At 66.2% G+C, this 17,774-nt stretch carries 16 protein-coding genes; 6 read left to right on the top strand and 10 right to left on the bottom strand.

Translation table 11 applies throughout. The annotated features are described in order from the left end of the window. The 4 genes from PST29_RS12985 (at nt 1) to PST29_RS12970 (ending at nt 5,078) form a co-directional block, all read left to right on the top strand. Nucleotides 1-1,059, top strand: a complete 1,059-nt coding sequence (locus PST29_RS12985; protein ID WP_047303847.1) for an alpha-ketoacid dehydrogenase subunit beta — start codon at nt 1-3, stop codon at nt 1,057-1,059. Further along, nucleotides 1,060-2,361 (top strand): dihydrolipoamide acetyltransferase family protein, encoded by a 1,302-nt coding sequence (locus PST29_RS12980; protein ID WP_060843307.1) that lies wholly within the window; start codon nt 1,060-1,062, stop codon nt 2,359-2,361. A gap of 17 nt (nt 2,362-2,378) precedes the next feature. Then, nucleotides 2,379-3,770 carry a dihydrolipoyl dehydrogenase gene (gene lpdA / locus PST29_RS12975; protein ID WP_060838845.1) on the top strand — a complete coding sequence of 464 codons (1,392 nt, stop codon included), beginning with the start codon at nt 2,379-2,381 and terminating at the stop codon, nt 3,768-3,770. Nucleotides 3,771-4,058: 288 nt separating this feature from the next. After that, nucleotides 4,059-5,078, top strand: coding sequence for a branched-chain amino acid aminotransferase (locus PST29_RS12970; protein WP_015635266.1), 1,020 nt, complete (start codon nt 4,059-4,061; stop codon nt 5,076-5,078). 99 nt (nt 5,079-5,177) lie between these two features. On the opposite strand, the gene PST29_RS12965 is transcribed toward PST29_RS12970, so the two are convergent. From PST29_RS12965 to PST29_RS12955, 3 genes are read right to left on the bottom strand one after another with little or no spacing between them, the layout of a single operon-like run. Next, nucleotides 5,178-5,876, bottom strand: a complete 699-nt coding sequence (locus PST29_RS12965; protein WP_060843306.1) for a hypothetical protein — start codon at nt 5,874-5,876, stop codon at nt 5,178-5,180. Between the two features lie 12 nt (nt 5,877-5,888). After that, complete coding sequence (locus PST29_RS12960) at nt 5,889-6,782, bottom strand: TIGR03915 family putative DNA repair protein (protein ID WP_060843305.1); 894 nt, start codon at nt 6,780-6,782, stop codon at nt 5,889-5,891. Further along, nucleotides 6,779-7,999, bottom strand: coding sequence for a putative DNA modification/repair radical SAM protein (locus PST29_RS12955; RefSeq protein WP_060843304.1), 1,221 nt, complete (start codon nt 7,997-7,999; stop codon nt 6,779-6,781). The genes PST29_RS12960 and PST29_RS12955 overlap by 4 nt, the downstream gene beginning before the upstream one ends. 178 nt (nt 8,000-8,177) lie before the next feature. Between PST29_RS12955 and PST29_RS12950 the strand changes: the two genes are divergently transcribed. Further along, the gene (locus tag PST29_RS12950; RefSeq protein ID WP_060843303.1) at nt 8,178-8,828 is read left to right on the top strand and encodes a sel1 repeat family protein; all 651 of its coding nucleotides are present in this window, start codon (nt 8,178-8,180) and stop codon (nt 8,826-8,828) included. Nucleotides 8,829-8,894: 66 nt separating this feature from the next. Here PST29_RS12950 and PST29_RS12945 read toward each other — a convergent pair whose 3' ends face one another. Beyond that, nucleotides 8,895-10,061, bottom strand: coding sequence for a DUF1624 domain-containing protein (locus PST29_RS12945; RefSeq protein WP_060843302.1), 1,167 nt, complete (start codon nt 10,059-10,061; stop codon nt 8,895-8,897). Nucleotides 10,062-10,241: 180 nt separating this feature from the next. Next, on the bottom strand, nt 10,242-11,213 hold the full coding sequence (locus tag PST29_RS12940; protein WP_060838839.1) for a DMT family transporter: 972 nt from the start codon (nt 11,211-11,213) through the stop codon (nt 10,242-10,244). A 111-nt stretch (nt 11,214-11,324) separates the two neighbouring features. On the opposite strand from PST29_RS12940, the gene PST29_RS12935 reads away from it, so the two are divergent. Next, a complete protein-coding gene (locus PST29_RS12935) occupies nt 11,325-12,122 on the top strand; it encodes an AraC family transcriptional regulator (RefSeq protein WP_060838838.1) in 798 nt (265 codons plus the stop codon). A gap of 14 nt (nt 12,123-12,136) precedes the next feature. Here the strand turns inward: PST29_RS12935 and PST29_RS12930 are convergent, their stop codons facing one another. From PST29_RS12930 to PST29_RS12910, 5 genes are all read right to left on the bottom strand, one after another. Next, entirely contained in the window at nt 12,137-12,934 is a 798-nt protein-coding gene (locus PST29_RS12930) for a transglutaminase family protein (RefSeq protein WP_060838837.1), read from the bottom strand. Continuing rightward, entirely contained in the window at nt 12,931-13,881 is a 951-nt protein-coding gene (locus PST29_RS12925; protein WP_060838836.1) for an alpha-E domain-containing protein, read from the bottom strand. The genes PST29_RS12930 and PST29_RS12925 overlap by 4 nt, the downstream gene beginning before the upstream one ends. A 3-nt stretch (nt 13,882-13,884) precedes the next feature. Continuing rightward, nucleotides 13,885-15,294, bottom strand: coding sequence for a circularly permuted type 2 ATP-grasp protein (locus tag PST29_RS12920; protein ID WP_060843301.1), 1,410 nt, complete (start codon nt 15,292-15,294; stop codon nt 13,885-13,887). 483 nt (nt 15,295-15,777) lie between these two features. After that, on the bottom strand, nt 15,778-16,278 hold the full coding sequence (locus PST29_RS12915; protein ID WP_060838834.1) for an AAA family ATPase: 501 nt from the start codon (nt 16,276-16,278) through the stop codon (nt 15,778-15,780). A gap of 90 nt (nt 16,279-16,368) precedes the next feature. Beyond that, complete coding sequence (locus tag PST29_RS12910; protein ID WP_060843300.1) at nt 16,369-17,580, bottom strand: EAL domain-containing response regulator; 1,212 nt, start codon at nt 17,578-17,580, stop codon at nt 16,369-16,371. Between the last annotated feature and the right edge of the window lie 194 nt (nt 17,581-17,774).

The raw sequence follows: 17,774 nt of genomic DNA, 5'->3' as shown, positions 1-17,774 counted from the left end.
ATGAACGATCACAACAACAATATCCAGCTGGAAACCGCCATGACCACCACCACCATGACCATGATCCAGGCCCTGCGCTCGGCCATGGATGTGATGCTCGAGCGTGACGACAACGTGGTGGTGTTCGGCCAGGACGTCGGCTACTTCGGCGGCGTGTTCCGCTGCACCGAGGGCCTGCAGGCCAAGTACGGCACCTCGCGGGTGTTCGACGCACCGATCTCGGAAAGCGGCATCGTCGGCGCGGCCATCGGCATGGGCGCCTACGGCCTGCGTCCGGTGGCGGAAATCCAGTTCGCCGACTACGTCTACCCCGCCTCGGACCAGATCATTTCCGAAGCCGCGCGCCTGCGCTATCGCTCCGCCGGCCAGTTCACCGCACCGATGACCCTGCGCATGCCCTGCGGCGGCGGCATCTATGGCGGCCAGACCCACAGCCAGAGCATCGAGGCGATGTTCACCCAGGTCTGCGGCCTGCGCACCGTGATGCCCTCCAACCCCTACGACGCCAAGGGCCTGCTGATCGCCTCCATCGAAAACGATGACCCGGTGATCTTTCTCGAACCCAAGCGCCTGTACAACGGCCCGTTCGATGGCCACCACGACCGCCCGGTAACGCCGTGGTCGAAACACCCGGCGGCCCAGGTGCCGGACGGCTACTACAAGGTGCCGCTGGATGTGGCGGCCATCGCCCGTCCGGGCAAGGACGTCACCGTCCTCACCTACGGCACCACCGTCTATGTGTCGCAAGTGGCGGCCGAGGAAACCGGCATCGACGCCGAGGTCATCGACCTGCGCAGCCTGTGGCCCCTGGACCTGGACACCATCGTCAAGTCGGTGAAAAAGACCGGCCGTTGCGTGGTGGTGCACGAAGCCACCCGTACCTGCGGCTTCGGCGCCGAGCTGGTGTCGCTGGTGCAGGAACACTGCTTCCACCACCTGGAAGCCCCGATCGAGCGCGTCACCGGTTGGGATACGCCGTATCCCCACGCGCAGGAGTGGGCATATTTCCCAGGGCCGTCCCGAGTGGGCGCGGCGCTGCAACGGGTCATGGAGGTCTGAATGGGCACGCACGTTATCAAGATGCCGGACATCGGCGAAGGCATCGCGGAAGTGGAACTGGCGCAATGGCACGTAAAAGTCGGCGACCAGGTGGTGGAAGATCAGGTCCTGGCGGACGTGATGACCGACAAGGCCATGGTGGACATCCCCTCCCCGGTGCACGGCACGGTCATTTCCCTGGGGGGCGAACCCGGTGAAGTGATGGCGGTGGGCAGCATCCTCATCAGCATCGAAGTCGAAGGCGCGGGCAACCTCAAGGAATCCGCCCAGGCCGCCGCGCCGGTGCAACAAGCGCCGGCCGCTATTAATAAGCCGGCTGCCGCGCCAGTGGCCGAAGCCCCCAAGGCGGAACAAGCCGTCGTCAGCCAAACAGCCGCCTGCCGCCCTGCGCCCCAGGCGCCGGTGGCGCGCCAGGCCGACGAACGCCCCCTGGCCTCGCCCGCGGTGCGCAAGCACGCCCTGGACCTGGGCATCCAGCTGCGCCTGGTGCAAGGCAGCGGCCCGGCCGGGCGCATCCTGCACGAAGACCTGGAGGCCTACCTGGCCCAGGACAGCCAGCCGCTCAAGGGCTATTCGGCCCCGGGCGCCGGCTATGCCGAACGCCACGACGAAGAGCAGATCCAGGTGATCGGCATGCGCCGCAAGATCGCCCAGCGCATGCAGGAATCCAAGCACCGCGCCGCGCACTTCAGCTATGTCGAGGAAGTGGACGTCACCGCCCTGGAAGAACTGCGCATCCACCTCAATGAAAAACACGGCGCCAGCCGCGGCAAGCTGACCCTGCTGCCGTTCCTGGTGCGGGCCATGGTCGTCGCCCTGCGCGACTTCCCGCAGATCAACGCCCGCTACGACGACGAAGCCCAGGTCATCACCCGCCACGGCGCGGTGCATGTCGGGGTCGCCACCCAGAGCGACGTCGGCCTGATGGTGCCGGTGGTACGTCACGCCGAAGCCCGCAGCCTGTGGGGCAACGCCGAGGAAATCTCGCGCCTGGCCAAGGCGGCCCGCAGCGGCAAGGCGGCCCGGGATGAACTGTCCGGCTCCACCATCACTCTCACCAGCCTCGGCGCCCTGGGCGGGATCGTCAGCACCCCGGTGCTGAACCTGCCGGAAGTGGCGATTGTCGGGGTCAACCGCATCGTCGAGCGGCCGATGGTGATCAAGGGCCAGATCGTGATCCGCAAGATGATGAACCTCTCCAGCTCCTTCGATCACCGGGTGGTCGACGGCATGGACGCTGCGCAATTCATCCAGGCCATTCGCGGCCTGCTCGAACAACCCGCCACGCTGTTTGTGGACTGACTTTCAGAGGAGCAGGCATGCAACAAACTCTCAACACCCAACTGCTGATCATCGGCGGCGGGCCTGGCGGTTACGTGGCGGCGATCCGTGCCGGCCAGCTGGGCATTTCCACCATCCTGGTGGAAGGCCAGGCCCTGGGCGGCACCTGCCTGAACATCGGCTGCATCCCGTCCAAGGCGCTGATTCATGTGGCCGAGCAGTTCCACCAGACCCGCCACCACAGCCAGGGCTCGGCCCTGGGCATCGAAGTGGCGGCGCCAACCCTGAACATCGGCAAGAGCGTGGAATGGAAGGACGGCATCGTCGACCGCCTGACCACCGGGGTCGCCGCGCTGCTGAAGAAAAACAAGGTCCAGGTGATTCACGGCTGGGCCAGGGTCATCGACGGCAAGACCGTGGAGATCGAAGGCGCCGAGACTCGCATCCACTGCGAGCACCTGTTGCTGGCCACCGGTTCGAAGAGCGTCAACCTGCCGATGCTGCCCATCGGCGGGCCGATCATCTCCTCCACCGAGGCCCTGGCGCCCAAGACCCTGCCCAAGCGCCTGACCGTGGTCGGCGGCGGCTACATCGGCCTGGAACTGGGCATTGCCTACCGCAAGCTCGGGGTCGAGGTCAGCGTGGTCGAGGCCCAGGAACGCATCCTGCCGGCCTATGACGCCGAACTGACCCAGCCGGTGCTGGAATCGGTGAAGCACTTGGGCATCAAGCTCTACCTCAAGCACAGCGTGCTGGGCTTCGATGCCGCCAGCAGCAGCCTGCAGGTGCGCGAGCCCAACGGCGACACCCTGAACCTGGCCACCGACCAGGTGCTGGTGGCGGTGGGTCGCAAACCCAACACCCAGGGCTGGAACCTGGAAAGCCTGAACCTGGACATGAACGGCGCGGCGATCAAGATCGACCACCGCTGCCAGACCAGCATGCGCAACGTCTGGGCCATCGGTGACCTCAGCGGCGAACCCATGCTCGCGCACCGGGCCATGGCCCAGGGCGAGATGGTCGCCGAGCTGATCGCCGGCAAGCACCGCGAGTTCAACCCGGCGGCGATCCCGGCGGTGTGCTTCACCGACCCGGAACTGGTGGTGGTGGGCAAGACTCCGGACGAGGCCCGCGCTGCCGGGCTGGATTGCATCGTCAGCAGCTTCCCGTTCGCGGCCAATGGCCGGGCCATGACCCTGGAAGCCAAAAGCGGTTTCGTGCGGGTGGTGGCCCGAAGTGACAATCACCTGATTGTCGGCTGGCAGGCGGTGGGGGTCGGGGTGTCCGAATTGTCCACGGCGTTTGGCCAATCCCTGGAAATGGGCGCGCGCCTGGAAGACATCGGCGGCACCATCCACGCCCACCCGACCCTGGGTGAAGCGGTCCAGGAAGCGGCGCTGCGGGCCTTGGGCCACGCCCTGCACCTGTAACCATTCAAGGGGCACACAGGACAGCGCCCAGGTAGGAGCGAGCTTGCTCGCGAAAGAGCTGGCGGGGATAGCCAAGCGTTCGCGCCGGGGCCTTCGCGAGCAAGCTCGCTCCTACAGGGGGGGTTGGGGCTGTTATGGAGGAAGCTTCATGAGCAGGCCAAGTTTTTTGCGCACCCTCCCATCGTCCGGGATGCGGTGCGCCCCCGGAATGCAGTATTGTTGTGCCCATCCAAAAAAACGTCAGAAGCCTTAAGCCGTTCCGGCGGTTGTTAAGTGATAGAGGGTGTCATGGGTAACGAAAGCATCAATTGGGACAAGCTGGGTTTTGACTACATCAAGACAGACAAGCGCTATCTGTCGCACTGGCGTAACGGCGAGTGGGACGCGGGCACCCTGACCGAAGACAACGTGCTGCACATCAGCGAGGGCTCCACCGCCCTGCACTACGGTCAGCAATGCTTCGAAGGCCTCAAGGCCTACCGCTGCAAGGACGGCTCGATCAACCTGTTCCGTCCTGACCAGAACGCCGCGCGCATGCAGCGCAGCTGCGCCCGCCTGCTGATGCCGCAGGTGTCCACCGAACAGTTCATCGAAGCCTGCAAGGCCGTGGTCAAGGCCAACGAGCGCTTCATTCCGCCGTACGGCACCGGCGGCGCGCTGTACCTGCGTCCGTTCGTGATCGGCGTCGGCGACAACATCGGCGTGCGCACCGCGCCGGAGTTCATCTTCTCGATCTTCGCCATCCCGGTCGGCGCCTACTTCAAGGGCGGCCTGACCCCACACAACTTCCTGATCTCCAGCTACGACCGCGCGGCCCCGCAAGGCACCGGCGCGGCCAAGGTCGGTGGCAACTACGCTGCCAGCCTGATGCCCGGCTCCCAGGCCAAGAAAGCCAGCTTCGCCGACTGCATCTACCTCGACCCGCTGACCCACAGCAAGATCGAGGAAGTCGGTTCGGCCAACTTCTTCGGCATCACCCACGATGACAAATTCGTCACCCCCAACTCGCCGTCGGTGCTGCCGGGTATCACCCGCCTGTCGCTGATCGAGCTGGCCAAGACCCGCCTGGGCCTGGAAGTGGTCGAAGGCGACGTGTTCATCGACAAGCTCTCGGACTTCAAGGAAGCCGGCGCCTGCGGCACCGCCGCGGTGATCACGCCGATCGGCGGCATCCAGTACCAGGACAAGCTGCACGTGTTCTACAGCGAAAAAGACGTCGGCCCGATCACCCAGAAGCTCTACAAAGAGCTGACCGGCGTGCAGACCGGCGACGTTGAAGCGCCAGCGGGCTGGATCGTCAAGGTCTGATTCGCCCCCTGCTGCACCCCAGCCCGCCCCTGCTTGCCAGGGGCGGGCTTTTTCATGCCTGGAGCCTGCTGGATGCCTGCCGAAGGCGGGGCTCCCCCCTCAGAGGCTGATACCGAACGACATCAGCACCTGTTGCGTTCCATCCACCACCAGCAGTGCAGCCTGGGACGCCATCAAGGTGTAGAGAAAACTCGTGATCAGCACACAGAGTTCGAACCAGACGAACATCGGCCAGTTGCTGGCTCGCAGCGGTCGGCCCTGCATGAGCCACTCCATTCGATTGCGTGGCAGGTGATAAACAAGTTCGAAAATCTTCAGCTCGCGAAACTGCTTGATCACCGCGTGTATCACCCCCATCGCAGTGACTATCGCGATACACCAGAACACAACGAACTCAACCCCTTTGTTCCCGTACCCGCCAAGACTGACTGTCTGTTGAAAAAAGGCGAGGCCGACCCCCGATACCACAGGCCCAACTACCCAGGCGTAAATCACCAACCCCAGGCTGGCCATGGCCACACCACTGGCAAAGACACTGATGCGAACCACCCAGGCCAGGAACCCTGGGGAAAACTTCGAATAGGCCCTCTGGGTCTCGATCACCAGCAAGGGGATCAGCATGGTCAGCACTCCAACCGCGATGTCCACGACCTTGAACCCGGTCTTGGGCAGCAGCAGCGCCGCCAAGAAGGTCACGCCGCGGCTGCCCACCCGCCACATCATCTTGGCGTCGTCAGTCACTGCCTTCGACCAGAACTCCTCGGTAATGCCCTTGCCGTCATCCACACCGTCATCCATTGACTGCCTGCCTCATTGTTCAAAGCCGCGCATTGTCAGGGGAGGCCCTGGCGTCTGCCCAGCGCTATCACTGCGCACCTGAGCGATCCGCTTGCCTGGCCGCGCTGCCACCTGGCTGGCCTGGCCGTCGCGCTGCTTGCCGTGGCGCGCTTCGCTGATCAGCGCCGGAATCAGCGGCCCCTCCGGCAGGTGCTTCCAGAACCGGGTCGGCAAATGCCCCTGCATGACCCTGGGGTTGAGCCGCGCCGGGTTGAAGATGTGGCTGTAATAGGCCAGCCACAGCTCGCTCCCGGGGTCGTCGCCGGCCTGGGCCAGTTGCTGCCAGCCACGGGGGCACTGGCGCTGGTGGTGCAGTTGCTCGCCGTCGAAATACACCCCGTCCCGGGGCGTGGCAATCATCCAGCGGTGGCGCCCCATGCGTCCGATGAAGTGCCGGCTGGCGTGGGCCAGGATGTCGTGGGCCGGCTCGTGCCAGGCCACGTATTCGGGTTGCTCGGCCAGGCGCGAGCGGCCCTCGGGCAGCCGGACAAATCGCACGAAGGCATGCAGGTGATGGGCCTCGCGGTCGACCTGCTTGATCCGCCGCTGCAACTCGCTGCCCAGTTGATCGCCGCTGAGCATGGCCGTACGGTCGCCATGGCTGACCCGCCACAGCACCTCGTAGAGCAGGCTCCAGCGCTGCTCGCCGCGGTAGCAGGCGGCTCGCTGCAACAGCTCCAGCAGGGCCTGGGGAATGCGCGCGCGAAAGGGCCCCGGCTGTTCGGGGCAGCTCTCGTCGCTGGCGAACAGGTCGGCCTCCCGGGTCCCGGCCCAGCTGACCCGGCTCGGGTCAATGGAGTGGCTGAGCAGCCAGCGTGCCTGCTGGCGCCAGGTGTCGAACAGGTCGTCGCAATCCAGGCTGATCATCCCCAGAGCCCCATCTGCTGCGGTTGCGGCCGGTCCCGCAGTTGCTGATAGAGCAGCGCGCTGCTGGTTTCCGCCTGCTGCGGGTGATAGTCGCTGGTGATGAAGAACGGCTTGGCCTTGCTCAGCACGCAGCGCATGCGCGCCAGGTCATCGAAGCGGATGCGCCGCTCGCGGCGCAGTTCCACCAGGCGCTGGGTGGTGCGCAGGCCGATCCCCGGAATACGCGAGATCAGCGCCGGTTCGGCGCGGTTCAGGTCCAGGGGAAACAGGCTGCGGTTATCCAGGGCCCAGGCCAGCTTGGGGTCGATATCCAGGGCCAGGTGCCCCGGTCCCTTGAAGAGTTCGTTGGCGCTGAAGCCATAGCCGCGCAGCAGGAAGTCGGCCTGGTACAGGCGGTGCTCGCGCATCAGCGGCGGCGCGGCCAGGGGCACGCTTTTCGGGCTGTCGGGAATCGGGCTGAACGCCGAGTAATAGACCCGGCGCAGGCGGAAGTTGCCGTACAGCGACTCGGCGCTGTGGAGGATGGTGCTGTCATCGGTGTCGTCGGCACCGACGATCATCTGGGTGCTCTGCCCGGCGGGGGCGAAACGCGGCGCCCGGGGTTCGTTGAGCACTGTCTGCTCGCCGGTATAGATGGTGCCCATGGCCTGCTTGATCGAACCCAGGTGTTTTTCCGGGGCCAGGGCCTTGAGGCCCTGGTCGGTGGGCAATTCGACATTGACGCTGAGGCGGTCGGCATAGCGCCCGGCTTGCTCGATCAGCAGCGGGTCGGCGTCGGGGATGGTCTTGAGGTGGATATAGCCGCGAAACTCGTGCTCCTCGCGCAGCAGCCGGGCCACCCGCACCAGTTGCTCCATGGTGTAGTCCGCCGAGCGGATGATGCCGGAGCTGAGGAACAGCCCGCTGACGCAATTGCGCCGGTAGAAATCCAGGGTCAGGCGCACCACTTCCTCGGGGCTGAAGCGTGCCCGGGGCACATCGCTGGAGCGGCGGTTGACGCAGTACTGGCAGTCATACAGGCAGAAGTTGGTCAGCAGCACCTTGAGCAGCGAGACGCAACGCCCGTCCGGCGTGTAGCTGTGGCAGATGCCCATGCCATTGCTCGAGCCCAACCCGCTTCGGCCTTCCGAGCTGCGCTTGGGCGCGCCGCTGCTGGCGCAGGACGCGTCGTACTTGGCGGCGTCGGCGAGGATGCTCAGCTTGTCGATCAATTGCATGGCAAGGCCCTGATACTGTTTTTATATACAGTACAGAGTACAACCCCGGGCCCACAAGGGACTTGGCAGGTAGACGTCGAAAAAAATCTCGGCACAGCCCGCCGGCCACCAGCAACCAGGGCAGAAAGCCCCTAAGATACGCCCCCGCTTCCCCCTCCCTTTGGAAAGGACCCCGTCCATGCACCGTTTCTATCGTTTCTGCCTGCTTGGCGCCGTATGGCTGTCGACCTTCGCGGCCAGCGCCGCGCCAGGGGACCCGGCCCTGGTCGAGGGGATTTCCGCCAAGGTCCAGGCCCGGCAAGACTGGCAAGCCCAGGCCAGGCAATGCCCCAGCGACAACATGCCGGCCAGGACCGCGACACGGGCCACGCAGGCCAACCGCTGCGAAACCCCGGAGCAGTTGGGCGCCTGCCTGCAGCGCTGCGAAGCCGGCGACGGCAACGATTGCTACTGGCTGGCCACCACCCTGCAACAGGCCAAAGGCCCCGCCGCAGGCTATGAACCGCTGTACCAGCGCGCCTGCAGCCTGGGGCTGGTTTCCGGGTGTACCAACCGCGCCGCCGGCATGCTCACCGCCGACGCCGACAACCAGGCCACCCGGCACTGTGCGGTGCAGACCTTCAACAAGGCCTGTGAGCTGAATGATCCCTGGGCCTGCACCATGTACGGCTTCCACCTGAGCCGGGGCATTGGCGTAGCGCCCGACGCCGACCTGGCGCTGAAGGTGCTGGATAAATCCTGCAAGTACGGCCCCGCCGACCCGGCCTGCAGCGGCGCTCGCCAGTTGCAGGAAGAAATCCGCGAGGCCATTCGCGCGGCGCGGCCCTGACAGCGTTCGGGGGATGCTTTCGCCGGCCAGCCGGCTGCTGCGCAACGCGTGCCGGCGAACCCTCCCTCAAAAGTACTTCAGCCACCCCAGGTCGCGACGCCGTGCCTTGAGCCGGGCAAAGGCCCGCACCGGCGGGTAGAGCAGCACCGCCAGCAGCGGCGTGATCAGCCACAGCCAGCCCAGCGAGTCGAAGCCGAAGTAGGCCCCCTGATTGCGCCCCAGCAGCGCCACGGCCAGCAGGTAAAGGCCCTTGAGCACATACAGGTGCAGCAGGTAGAAGAACATCGGCGCGCCACCAAACACCCCGAGCACCGCGACCCAGCGGCGTGCCTGGCAGCGCTCCAGGGCGCGCAGCACCAGCAGCCCCACACCCAGGGTCAGGGCGATGAACAGCAGCGACGGTGGGTACTTGGTGATGTTGAAAAAGCTCATCAGCGTTTGCAGGCCGCTGTCGCCACTGACCCAGGGCCGCTCGCCATAACCGTTGAGCAGGCGCAGCAGGACAAACCCCGCCAGCGCCGCCAGCCCGCCCAGCAGCAACCGCCGCTGACGCCGCGCGCTATCGGCCTCGGCGGCAAACCACGGCCCCAGCCCATAGCCCAGGCCAATCACGCCGATCCACGGCAACAGCGGATAGGAGGTGCGCACGCGCAAGGCATCGCCGAACTCGATCCAGCCCCGGTCGTGCAGGATCGCCCAAGGCACGTGCAGCGCCTCGCCCGCGGCGAAATGCACGCCATCGAGCAGGTTGTGCCCGCCGATCAGCAACAGGCTCAGTACCAGCAGCACCGCGCGCGGCAACCACAGCAGCGCCGACAGCGCCAGCATGCTCAGGCCGATGACCCAGATCACCTGCAGGTAGATCACGCTCGGCGGCACCTGCCCGGTCCAGGCGAAGTTCACCAGGGTCAGTTCCAGCAGCACCAGGAACAAGCCGCGCTTGAACAGGAAGGCACTGGCCTCGGCCCGATTGCCGTGCTTGTGGGCGAACAGGCTGGCCGAGAGCCCGGTCAGCAGCACGAAGACCGGCGCACACAGGTGCGCCAGGGTGCGGCTGAAAAACAGCCCGGGCTCGGTGGTGGCCACGTCCATGGGATCGCTGACCTGCCGGTGCAGGAAGAAGGTTTCGCGGACGTGGTCCAGGAGCATGAGCAGCATCACCAGGCCGCGCAGCGCGTCGATGCTCAACAAGCGCGCGCCGAGGCGCACGGGAGGATGGGCTGAAGAAGTCATAGGGAGGGATCGCAGCGTCAGGTTCAGAGAGTGGGCGTCAGCTTGGCTAAGCGGGACAATCGGCCGTTACTTTATAACATCAACGATTGATCCGAAACCTTGTCCGCAACCGCTGCTGCGGGCAAGACGCGCTCAAGACCGCGGGCGAGCCGACGTCAGCCGCGGCCAGTGGGCCTAGCCTCAGGCGCGTGGCCCGCTCCCGGGCAGGCTCGCCGGCGCGGCAGCGACCTGGGTGTTGCGCTTGAGCCGCTGGCGCAGCCACTCGTAGCCGCTGACCGTGACGATGCCCGCCAGCACCAGCAGCGCACCAACGATGAAGTTGGCCTCCAGGGGTTCATGCAGCAGCCAGACGCCGAAGCCGATGCCGAACAGCGGGGTCATGAACGACAGCACCCCGAGCCGCGAGGCCTGGTAGCGACGCAACAGGGTGAACCAGATCAGGAAGCTGGCAAACGACACCACCAGCACCTGGAACCCCAGGCTGGCGATCACCAGCGGGGTGAAACGGATACTGGTCTGGCCGAACAGCAACGCCGCCAGGCCGAGCCAGACAAAGGCCCCCAGCAGCTGATATTGCAGGGTCCGGGTGGTGGGGCTGGAGGCCAGCCGCGAACAGCGCACCACCACCGTGGTGGCGCCCCAGGCAACCCCGCCGAGCACCCCGAGAAAATCCCCCAGCAGCACATTGCTGCCGCCGCCGTGGCCGGCCGGGGATGGTCCGCTGAAGGCCACGACGATGCCGCCAAAGGCCACGCCAATACCCAGCCATTGCGCGGGCTTGAGGCGCTCGGAAGGCATCAGCCAGTGCAGCCCGAGGGCGGCGAAGATCGGCGCGGTGTAGAGGAAGATCGCCATGTGCGAGGCCGTGGTGTGACGCAGGCCCTCGCCCACCAGAAGAAACTCCAGGGCAAACAGCCCGCCCACCAGCAGGCCCGGGCGCCAGTGACCATCGCCCAGCCCCAGGCGTTCGCCGCGCCAGCGCATCAGCAGGCCCACCAGCAACGCGGCGCCGCCGGAGCGCAGGGCGATCTGCAGGATCGGCGCGATGTCCGCGGCGGTGGCCTTGAGCGCCACCTGCTGCAGGCCCCAGATCGCGCACAGGCCGAGCATCAGGCCAGCGGCGGTGGCGTCCAGGGGTTGGCGAGTGGCCATGGCGAATCCTTCATCGAGCAAAAGTGATGAAGGATTGTCCGCCTGACAGTTTTCCTAGATATAGTTCTATTCCGCCAGCTCATAACACTTATCCGCCAACCGGTGCCCGCCGTGAACAAAGCCGCGCAACAACTGCACCTGCCGCCGTTCAGCGAAGCCCTGCCGGCGCCGATCTTCTTTCGTGCGGCCAACCTGCCGGCCCATGCCACCTACCCGCGCCACCGCCACCCCTGGGGCGAGTTCGTCTATGCCTACAGCGGGGTGATGGAAATCGAGCTGGGCGACCACCATTACCTGGCGCCGCCGCAATACGGCATCTGGCTGCCACCGGATGTCGAGCACATGGGCTTCAACCGCCACGAGGCCTGCCACTGCTCGCTGTACCTGGCGCCCGAGCTGTGCACCGCCCTGCCCGCCCGACACTGCGCCCTGAGCCTCAGCCCGCTGGTCCTGGCCTTGCTCGACGACCTGCGCCAGGCGCCGCCGGGGCTGCCCCAGAGCGCCGAACAACAGCGCCTGCTGCAAGTGCTGGTGGACAAGCTGGGGCATGCCTCCTGCGCCGGCAGCTACCTGCCCTCTTCCGACGACCCGTTGCTGGGACCGGTGCTGCGTACCCTCAAGGCCAACCCCGGCGACCCGCGCTCATTGCCGCAACTGGCCCACGCCGCCAACACCAGCGAACGCACGCTGATGCGCCGCAGCCAGCGCGAGCTGGGCATGTCGCTGATCGAGTGGCGCCAGCGGCTCAAGGTGGTGCAGGCCCTGGCCCTGCTGGAACAGGGCCAGACCGTGGAAAGCATCGGCCTGGACCTGGGCTACAGCAGCGCCTCGGCCTTCATCAGCATGTTCCGGCGCATGATGGGCACCACCCCGGACGAATACCGTCGCCAGTGCATGGGCCGCGACTGACCCCGGACAGCCGCCTATTGATGCTGGACCTGCACCATGGAGCTGACCTGCACCTGCGCGTGCATCTGTTCCGCCCCGCCGCCGCGGCGCATGCCGCGCACCGGGCAGGCATCCAGGTAATCCAGGCCCACCGCCAGTTTCAGGTGGCGCTCGGGGCGGGTCAGGCGGTTGGTCACGTCGAAGCTGTACCAGCCGTCGTCGAGCCAGGCTTCGGCCCAGGCATGACTGGCCAGATGGCTGGCGTCCTCGGTGCACAGGTAGCCGGACACATAGCGCGCGGGAATCCCCAGGCTGCGGGCACAGGCCAGGAACGCGTGGGTATGGTCCTGGCAGACCCCGGCGCCGCCGGCAAAGGCCTGGGCGGCGGTACTGCCGACCCCGGTGGCGCCGGGACGGTAAGGCATGTGCTCGGCCAGGGCGTGCATCAGCTCGGTCAGCGCGGCGCGGTCGCGGCCTGCGCCGCAGTGCTGCCGGGCAAAGTCGCAGAGGGCCGCGTCGGCCGCGCTCAAGTGGCTTGTGCGCAGGAACGGCAGCGGCGACTGGCTGTCGCCTTCCACCTCGCGGCTCTCGTCGATCTGCACTTCGCCGAAGGCGGTGAGGATGATCGCGCCGTGGGGCTCGTCGAGGGTCATGACGTGCAGGATGTTGCCATAGGGATCGCGCTGGGCGCGGACCCGGCGTGGCAGTTCCAACTGCCACTGCAGGACCTGCTGGCGCTGGCTGTCCTGGGGCGTCAGGCGCAGGAACTGGATGCTGGTGCAGACTTCGTCGGCGTAGCTGTAGGTCGTGTCGTGGCGAATGGACAGTTTCATACCACCTCCAGATAGGATTCGTGCACGGTCTGCCCCAGGTGACGGATCTGCCCGATGCAATCGGTCAGCCACTGGTGCAGGCCGGAGTCGAGAATCTCGTCGATCCCGGTGTAGCGCAGGCGCGCATTGAGTTCGGCGGCCAGGCGCTGGGCCGGGCGGCCGTTGTCCCCCGGCAAGGTGGCCAGGAGCTGGTCCAGCTCCTCGACACAGGCCAGCAGGGAGCGCGGCACATCGGCGCGCAGCAGCAACATCTCGGACACCTGCTCGGCCCCCGGGGCATTGCGGTAGATCTCGTTGAACGCCTCGAACGACGACAGGGCGCGGAGCAAGGCGCTCCACTGGTAGTAGCCCCGGGCCGAATCGTCGCTGACCTCCTCGGACTCCTCGCCGAACATTTCGTAGCGCGCATCCAGCAGGCGCAGGGTGTTGTCGGCGCGCTCGATGAAGGTCCCAAGGCGAATGAAACGGTAGGCATCGTTGCGCATGATGGTGCCGGCAGTGGCGCCGCGGAACAGGTGCGAACGCTCCTTGACCCAGTCACAGAACTGGCTGATGCCGTAGCGCCCCAGGCCGTTGGCGGCGATGTTGCGCATCTCCAGCCAGGTGGCGTTCATGTTCTCCCACATGTCGGCGGTGATCCGCCCGCGCACCGCGTGAGCATTGCTGCGCGCCGCCCGCAGGCAGCAGTAGATGCTGCCGGGATTGGTTTCGTCGAGGGCAAAGAAGTGCAGCATGCGCTCGCTGTTGAGTTCACCGTAGCGCTGGTTGTAGTCGTCCAGGGTGCCGGCGGCGAGCAGCGACATGGACAGTTCGGCATGGCCGTCGCCGCGCCCGGCCTGGGGCATCAGCGACAGCGAGTAACTGACTTCGAGCATGCGCGCCAGGTTCTCGGCACGCTCCAGGTAGCGGGACATCCAGTACAGGTCCGCAGCGGTTCTTGAGAGCATGGTTCAGTCCTCCACTACCCAGGTGTCTTTGGTGCCGCCGCCCTGGGACGAGTTCACCACCAGCGAGCCCTCGCGCAGGGCGACGCGGGTCAGGCCACCGGGCACCAGGCGGGTTTCCCGGCCGGACAGGACGAACGGCCGCAGGTCGATGTGCCGCGGCGCGATGCCGTTTTCGACGAAGGTCGGACAGGTGGACAGCGACAGGGTCGGCTGGGCGATGTAGGCCTCGGGACGGGCCTTGAGCCGGGTGCGGAATTCCTCGATCTGGGCCGCGGTGGCCGCCGGGCCCACGAGCATGCCGTAGCCGCCGGAACCCTGGGTTTCCTTGACCACCAGATCCGGCAGGTTGGCCAGCACATGGGACAGTTCGGCGGGGTTGCGGCACTGCCAGGTGGGCACGTTCTTGAGGATCGGCTCCTCGCTCAGGTAGAAGCGGATCATCTCGTCCACGTAGGGGTAGATCGACTTGTCGTCGGCGACCCCGGTGCCCACGGCGTTGGCCAGCACCACATTGCCGCAGCGGTAGGCGGCGATCAGCCCGGGCACGCCGAGCATGGAGTCGGGGTTGAACGACAGCGGATCGAGAAAGGCGTCGTCCAGCCGGCGATAGATCACATCCACCGCCTGGGCCCCGGCCGTGGTGCGCATGAACACCCGGTCGTCACGCACGAACAGGTCGGCCCCTTCCACCAGTTCCACGCCCATCTCCCGGGCCAGGAACGCATGTTCGAAATAGGCGCTGTTGAAGCGTCCCGGGGTCAGCACCACCACCGTGGGATTGTCCAGGGGGCTGGCGCTTTTCAGGGTTTCGAGCAGCAGGTTGGGGTAATGGTCGATGGGCGCGATGCGCTGGGCGGCGAACAGCTCGGGAAACAGGCGCATCATCATCTTGCGGTCTTCGAGCATGTAGCTCACGCCGCTGGGGGTGCGCAGGTTGTCTTCCAGCACGTAGTAGCTGCCGTCGCCGTCGCGCACCAGGTCCACCCCGGCGATATGGGCGTAGATGCCGCGGTGCAGGTTCAGGCCCTGCATGGCCACCTGATAGCCCTCGTTGGCCAGCACCTGTTCGGCGGGAATGATGCCCTCCTTGATGATCCGCTGGCCCTGATAGATATCGGCCAGGAACAGGTTCAGCGCCTGGACCCGCTGCACGCAGCCGCGTTCCACGGTGCGCCACTCGCTGGCCTTGATGCTGCGGGGAATGATGTCGAAGGGAATCAGGCGCTCGGTGCCCTGCTCGTCGCCGTACAGGGTGAACGTGATGCCGGCGCGATGGAACAGCAGATCGGCTTCGCGCCGCCGCTGGTCCAGAAGCTCCAGGGGGGTGTCCGCCAGCCAACGGGCGAACGCTGCGTAATGGGGTCGACACGTGCCGCTGGCAGCGTACATTTCATCGAAAAAAGCGCGGGACATAGCCAACTCCTTGCCGTGATGCAAACGGCTTCTTATCTGAACCCTGTGTGTACCTAACCCGGCTTTGCCCTGGCAGGGAGCAGCGCTCCCTGACCGTGAAAACACCTCCTGAGTGCTGTGCGGGGCGGCCCTTGCCGCCCTGGTAAGACAGCGGTAGCAATCGCTATGCCGCAAATGCGCAAACAGCGGGCAAAGCGCCGCCCCAGGCCATAAATGCACTCAATGCGACATTTAATTTCATAAAAGTGACTTGTCCGCCCTGAACAGGCCGGCCTTGAACCTGTTCAAGACCGATCGGGCGGCACCAGGGGTGACGGATGCGGGCAGAATCGGTGCAGAAAGCCCGACAGCGGAATTTTTTGCCCCGTTATCGGGAGTTTTTCACCCAGTGCTGCTCACAGCGGCCAGTAGCGCCCCCTGAGCAATGACTGTAGCTGCACCAATGAGGTTCACAGACAAAAATCGGCACGGCGCAGCCGGGCCTCAGGAGCGCGCCGCCACCTTGGCCAGAATCACCGCCACCGCCTGCTCCGGCGACAGCCGAGAGCTGTCCAGGCGCAGGGGCGGCGAAGCCCAGGCCTGATACTCGTGGCTCTGCACCGACTGCCAGTCGGGCGCTTGCAGGCCCGGCACATCCAGCTGCCGGGTTTCGACCCGCCGGCGATGCTCCAGCGGATCGCTGCAGAACACCTCGATGTCCAGCAGCTCGACGCCCAGCCTGTCCGCCAGCCGACGCCAGGCTTGACGGCTTTCGGCCAGCGGATTGACGCAGTCCGCCAGCACGCGGTTGCCCAGGGCCAGATTGGCCTCGGCCAGTTGCAGGGCGATCTGGTAGCCGCCCTTGCCCACCTCGGGCAGGCCGGCGTCGCGCAGGCCCTGCTCGATGCTGTCGATGCGCAGGTAGGTGGCGCCCAGGTGCGGCACCAGGGTACGGGCGATGGTGGTCTTGCCGGAGCCCGGCAAGCCGCTGAAGACGATAAGCATGCAAGCACCTGCCTGAATCAAGGGACCCACAGCTTCGACACAATGGCCGCCCGCGTCCAGCGCCGTTTCCACAGGCGCCAGCCGGCGGCCTCAGGGCGTCTGTTGCGACACCGACACCGGCGCCCTGCGCGGCCAGGCCAGCAACTGGGCTTGCGCCATCGGCCGGGCATACCAGTAGCCCTGGCCCAGCAGGCAGCCCATTTCCAGCAGCAGGCGCCGTTCGAGCTGGGTTTCCACCCCTTCCACCACCAGGCACATCTCCAGGCTGCTGGCCAACGCCAGGGACGCCCCCACCACCGCGCGGCAGCGCGGCTGACGCACCAGTTCGCGGACGAAATGCGCGTCGAGCTTGATCTGGTTGAACGGCAGCTCGCACAGGCGCTGCAAGGAGGAATAGCCGGCGCCGAAGTCGTCGATGGCCAGGTTGCACTTCATCATGCGCAGACGCACCAGGTTCTCCAGGCTGATGGCCGGAGCCTGCACCAGGCCGACCTCGGTGATTTCAAAACTCAGCAAATGCGGCGGCACCTGATGCCGTTCGATGGCCTGGCGGATATGCCCGACGATGTCGCTGCTGGCCAGTTGCCGGGGCATCAGGTTGAACGCCAGCTCCAGCTCCTCTCCCTGATCCAGCAGCCGGCGCTGCAACGCCATGCTCTGGTCGAGCTGCTGATGAAACACCCGGTCCAGCAGGCCTTCGGCCTCCAGTTCAGCGAGAAACGCCGCCGGCGCCAGCACGCCGCGCTGCGGATGGAGCCAGCGCACCAGCACCTCGGCGCCACTGCAGGTGGCCTGTTGCAGATCGAACTTGGGCTGGTAGTAGGACACGAACTGCCCCTGCTCCACGCCCCGGAGCAGCTCTTCGCGATTCACCGGCTCGAAGTGCCGGGGCGGCGGCGCGGGCAGCGGTGACTGGTGGCGCTGTTGATAGAGTTCGAGCATCGCCTGCAGGGCCGCCAGTTCCGCCGGCTTGCCCACATCCCCCAGCACGATCAGCCCCTGCAGGCTGATCATCTGCAACACCGCGCGCCGCAGGTCGGGTTCGATCAGGCTGTAGAGAATCACCGCCCGCACCAATTGTTCCGCGCTGGCCCGGCGCAGGAATTCCAGGCCGTCCATGCCCGCCATCTGCAGGTCGCAGAGAACGATGTCCGCCGCGCCGCGTGCGCGCAACAGCTCCAGGGCACCGGTTCCGTCGGACGCCGCCAGGGGAGCCACCACCCCCAGGCGCTGCAACTGCTCCAGGACCAGCAACTGCTGCACTGGATGATCTTCCAGAACCAATATCTTCAGGGTATTCAAGCGCGGCTCCAGGCTCAGCGGCGACGACCGGGGGGCTGCCGATGGTGCGGCCGCCGGCACCATTCAGGCCACCCGGCGGCCTGCCCACGGGAAACGTACGGATAGCAACAAGCGTATCGCTAACCGCAAGCCGGTCAAGGCGCCGACCAGACCTTCGGTCCGCCCGTATCAGCGCGCTTGCCCGAGCCTGCGCA

It is taken from the genome of Pseudomonas sp. St29, assembly GCF_001547915.1.
Lineage (GTDB): Bacteria > Pseudomonadota > Gammaproteobacteria > Pseudomonadales > Pseudomonadaceae > Aquipseudomonas.
Note: the sequence above shows the minus strand (reverse complement) of the source record. Positions and strands in the feature narration are given on the sequence as shown.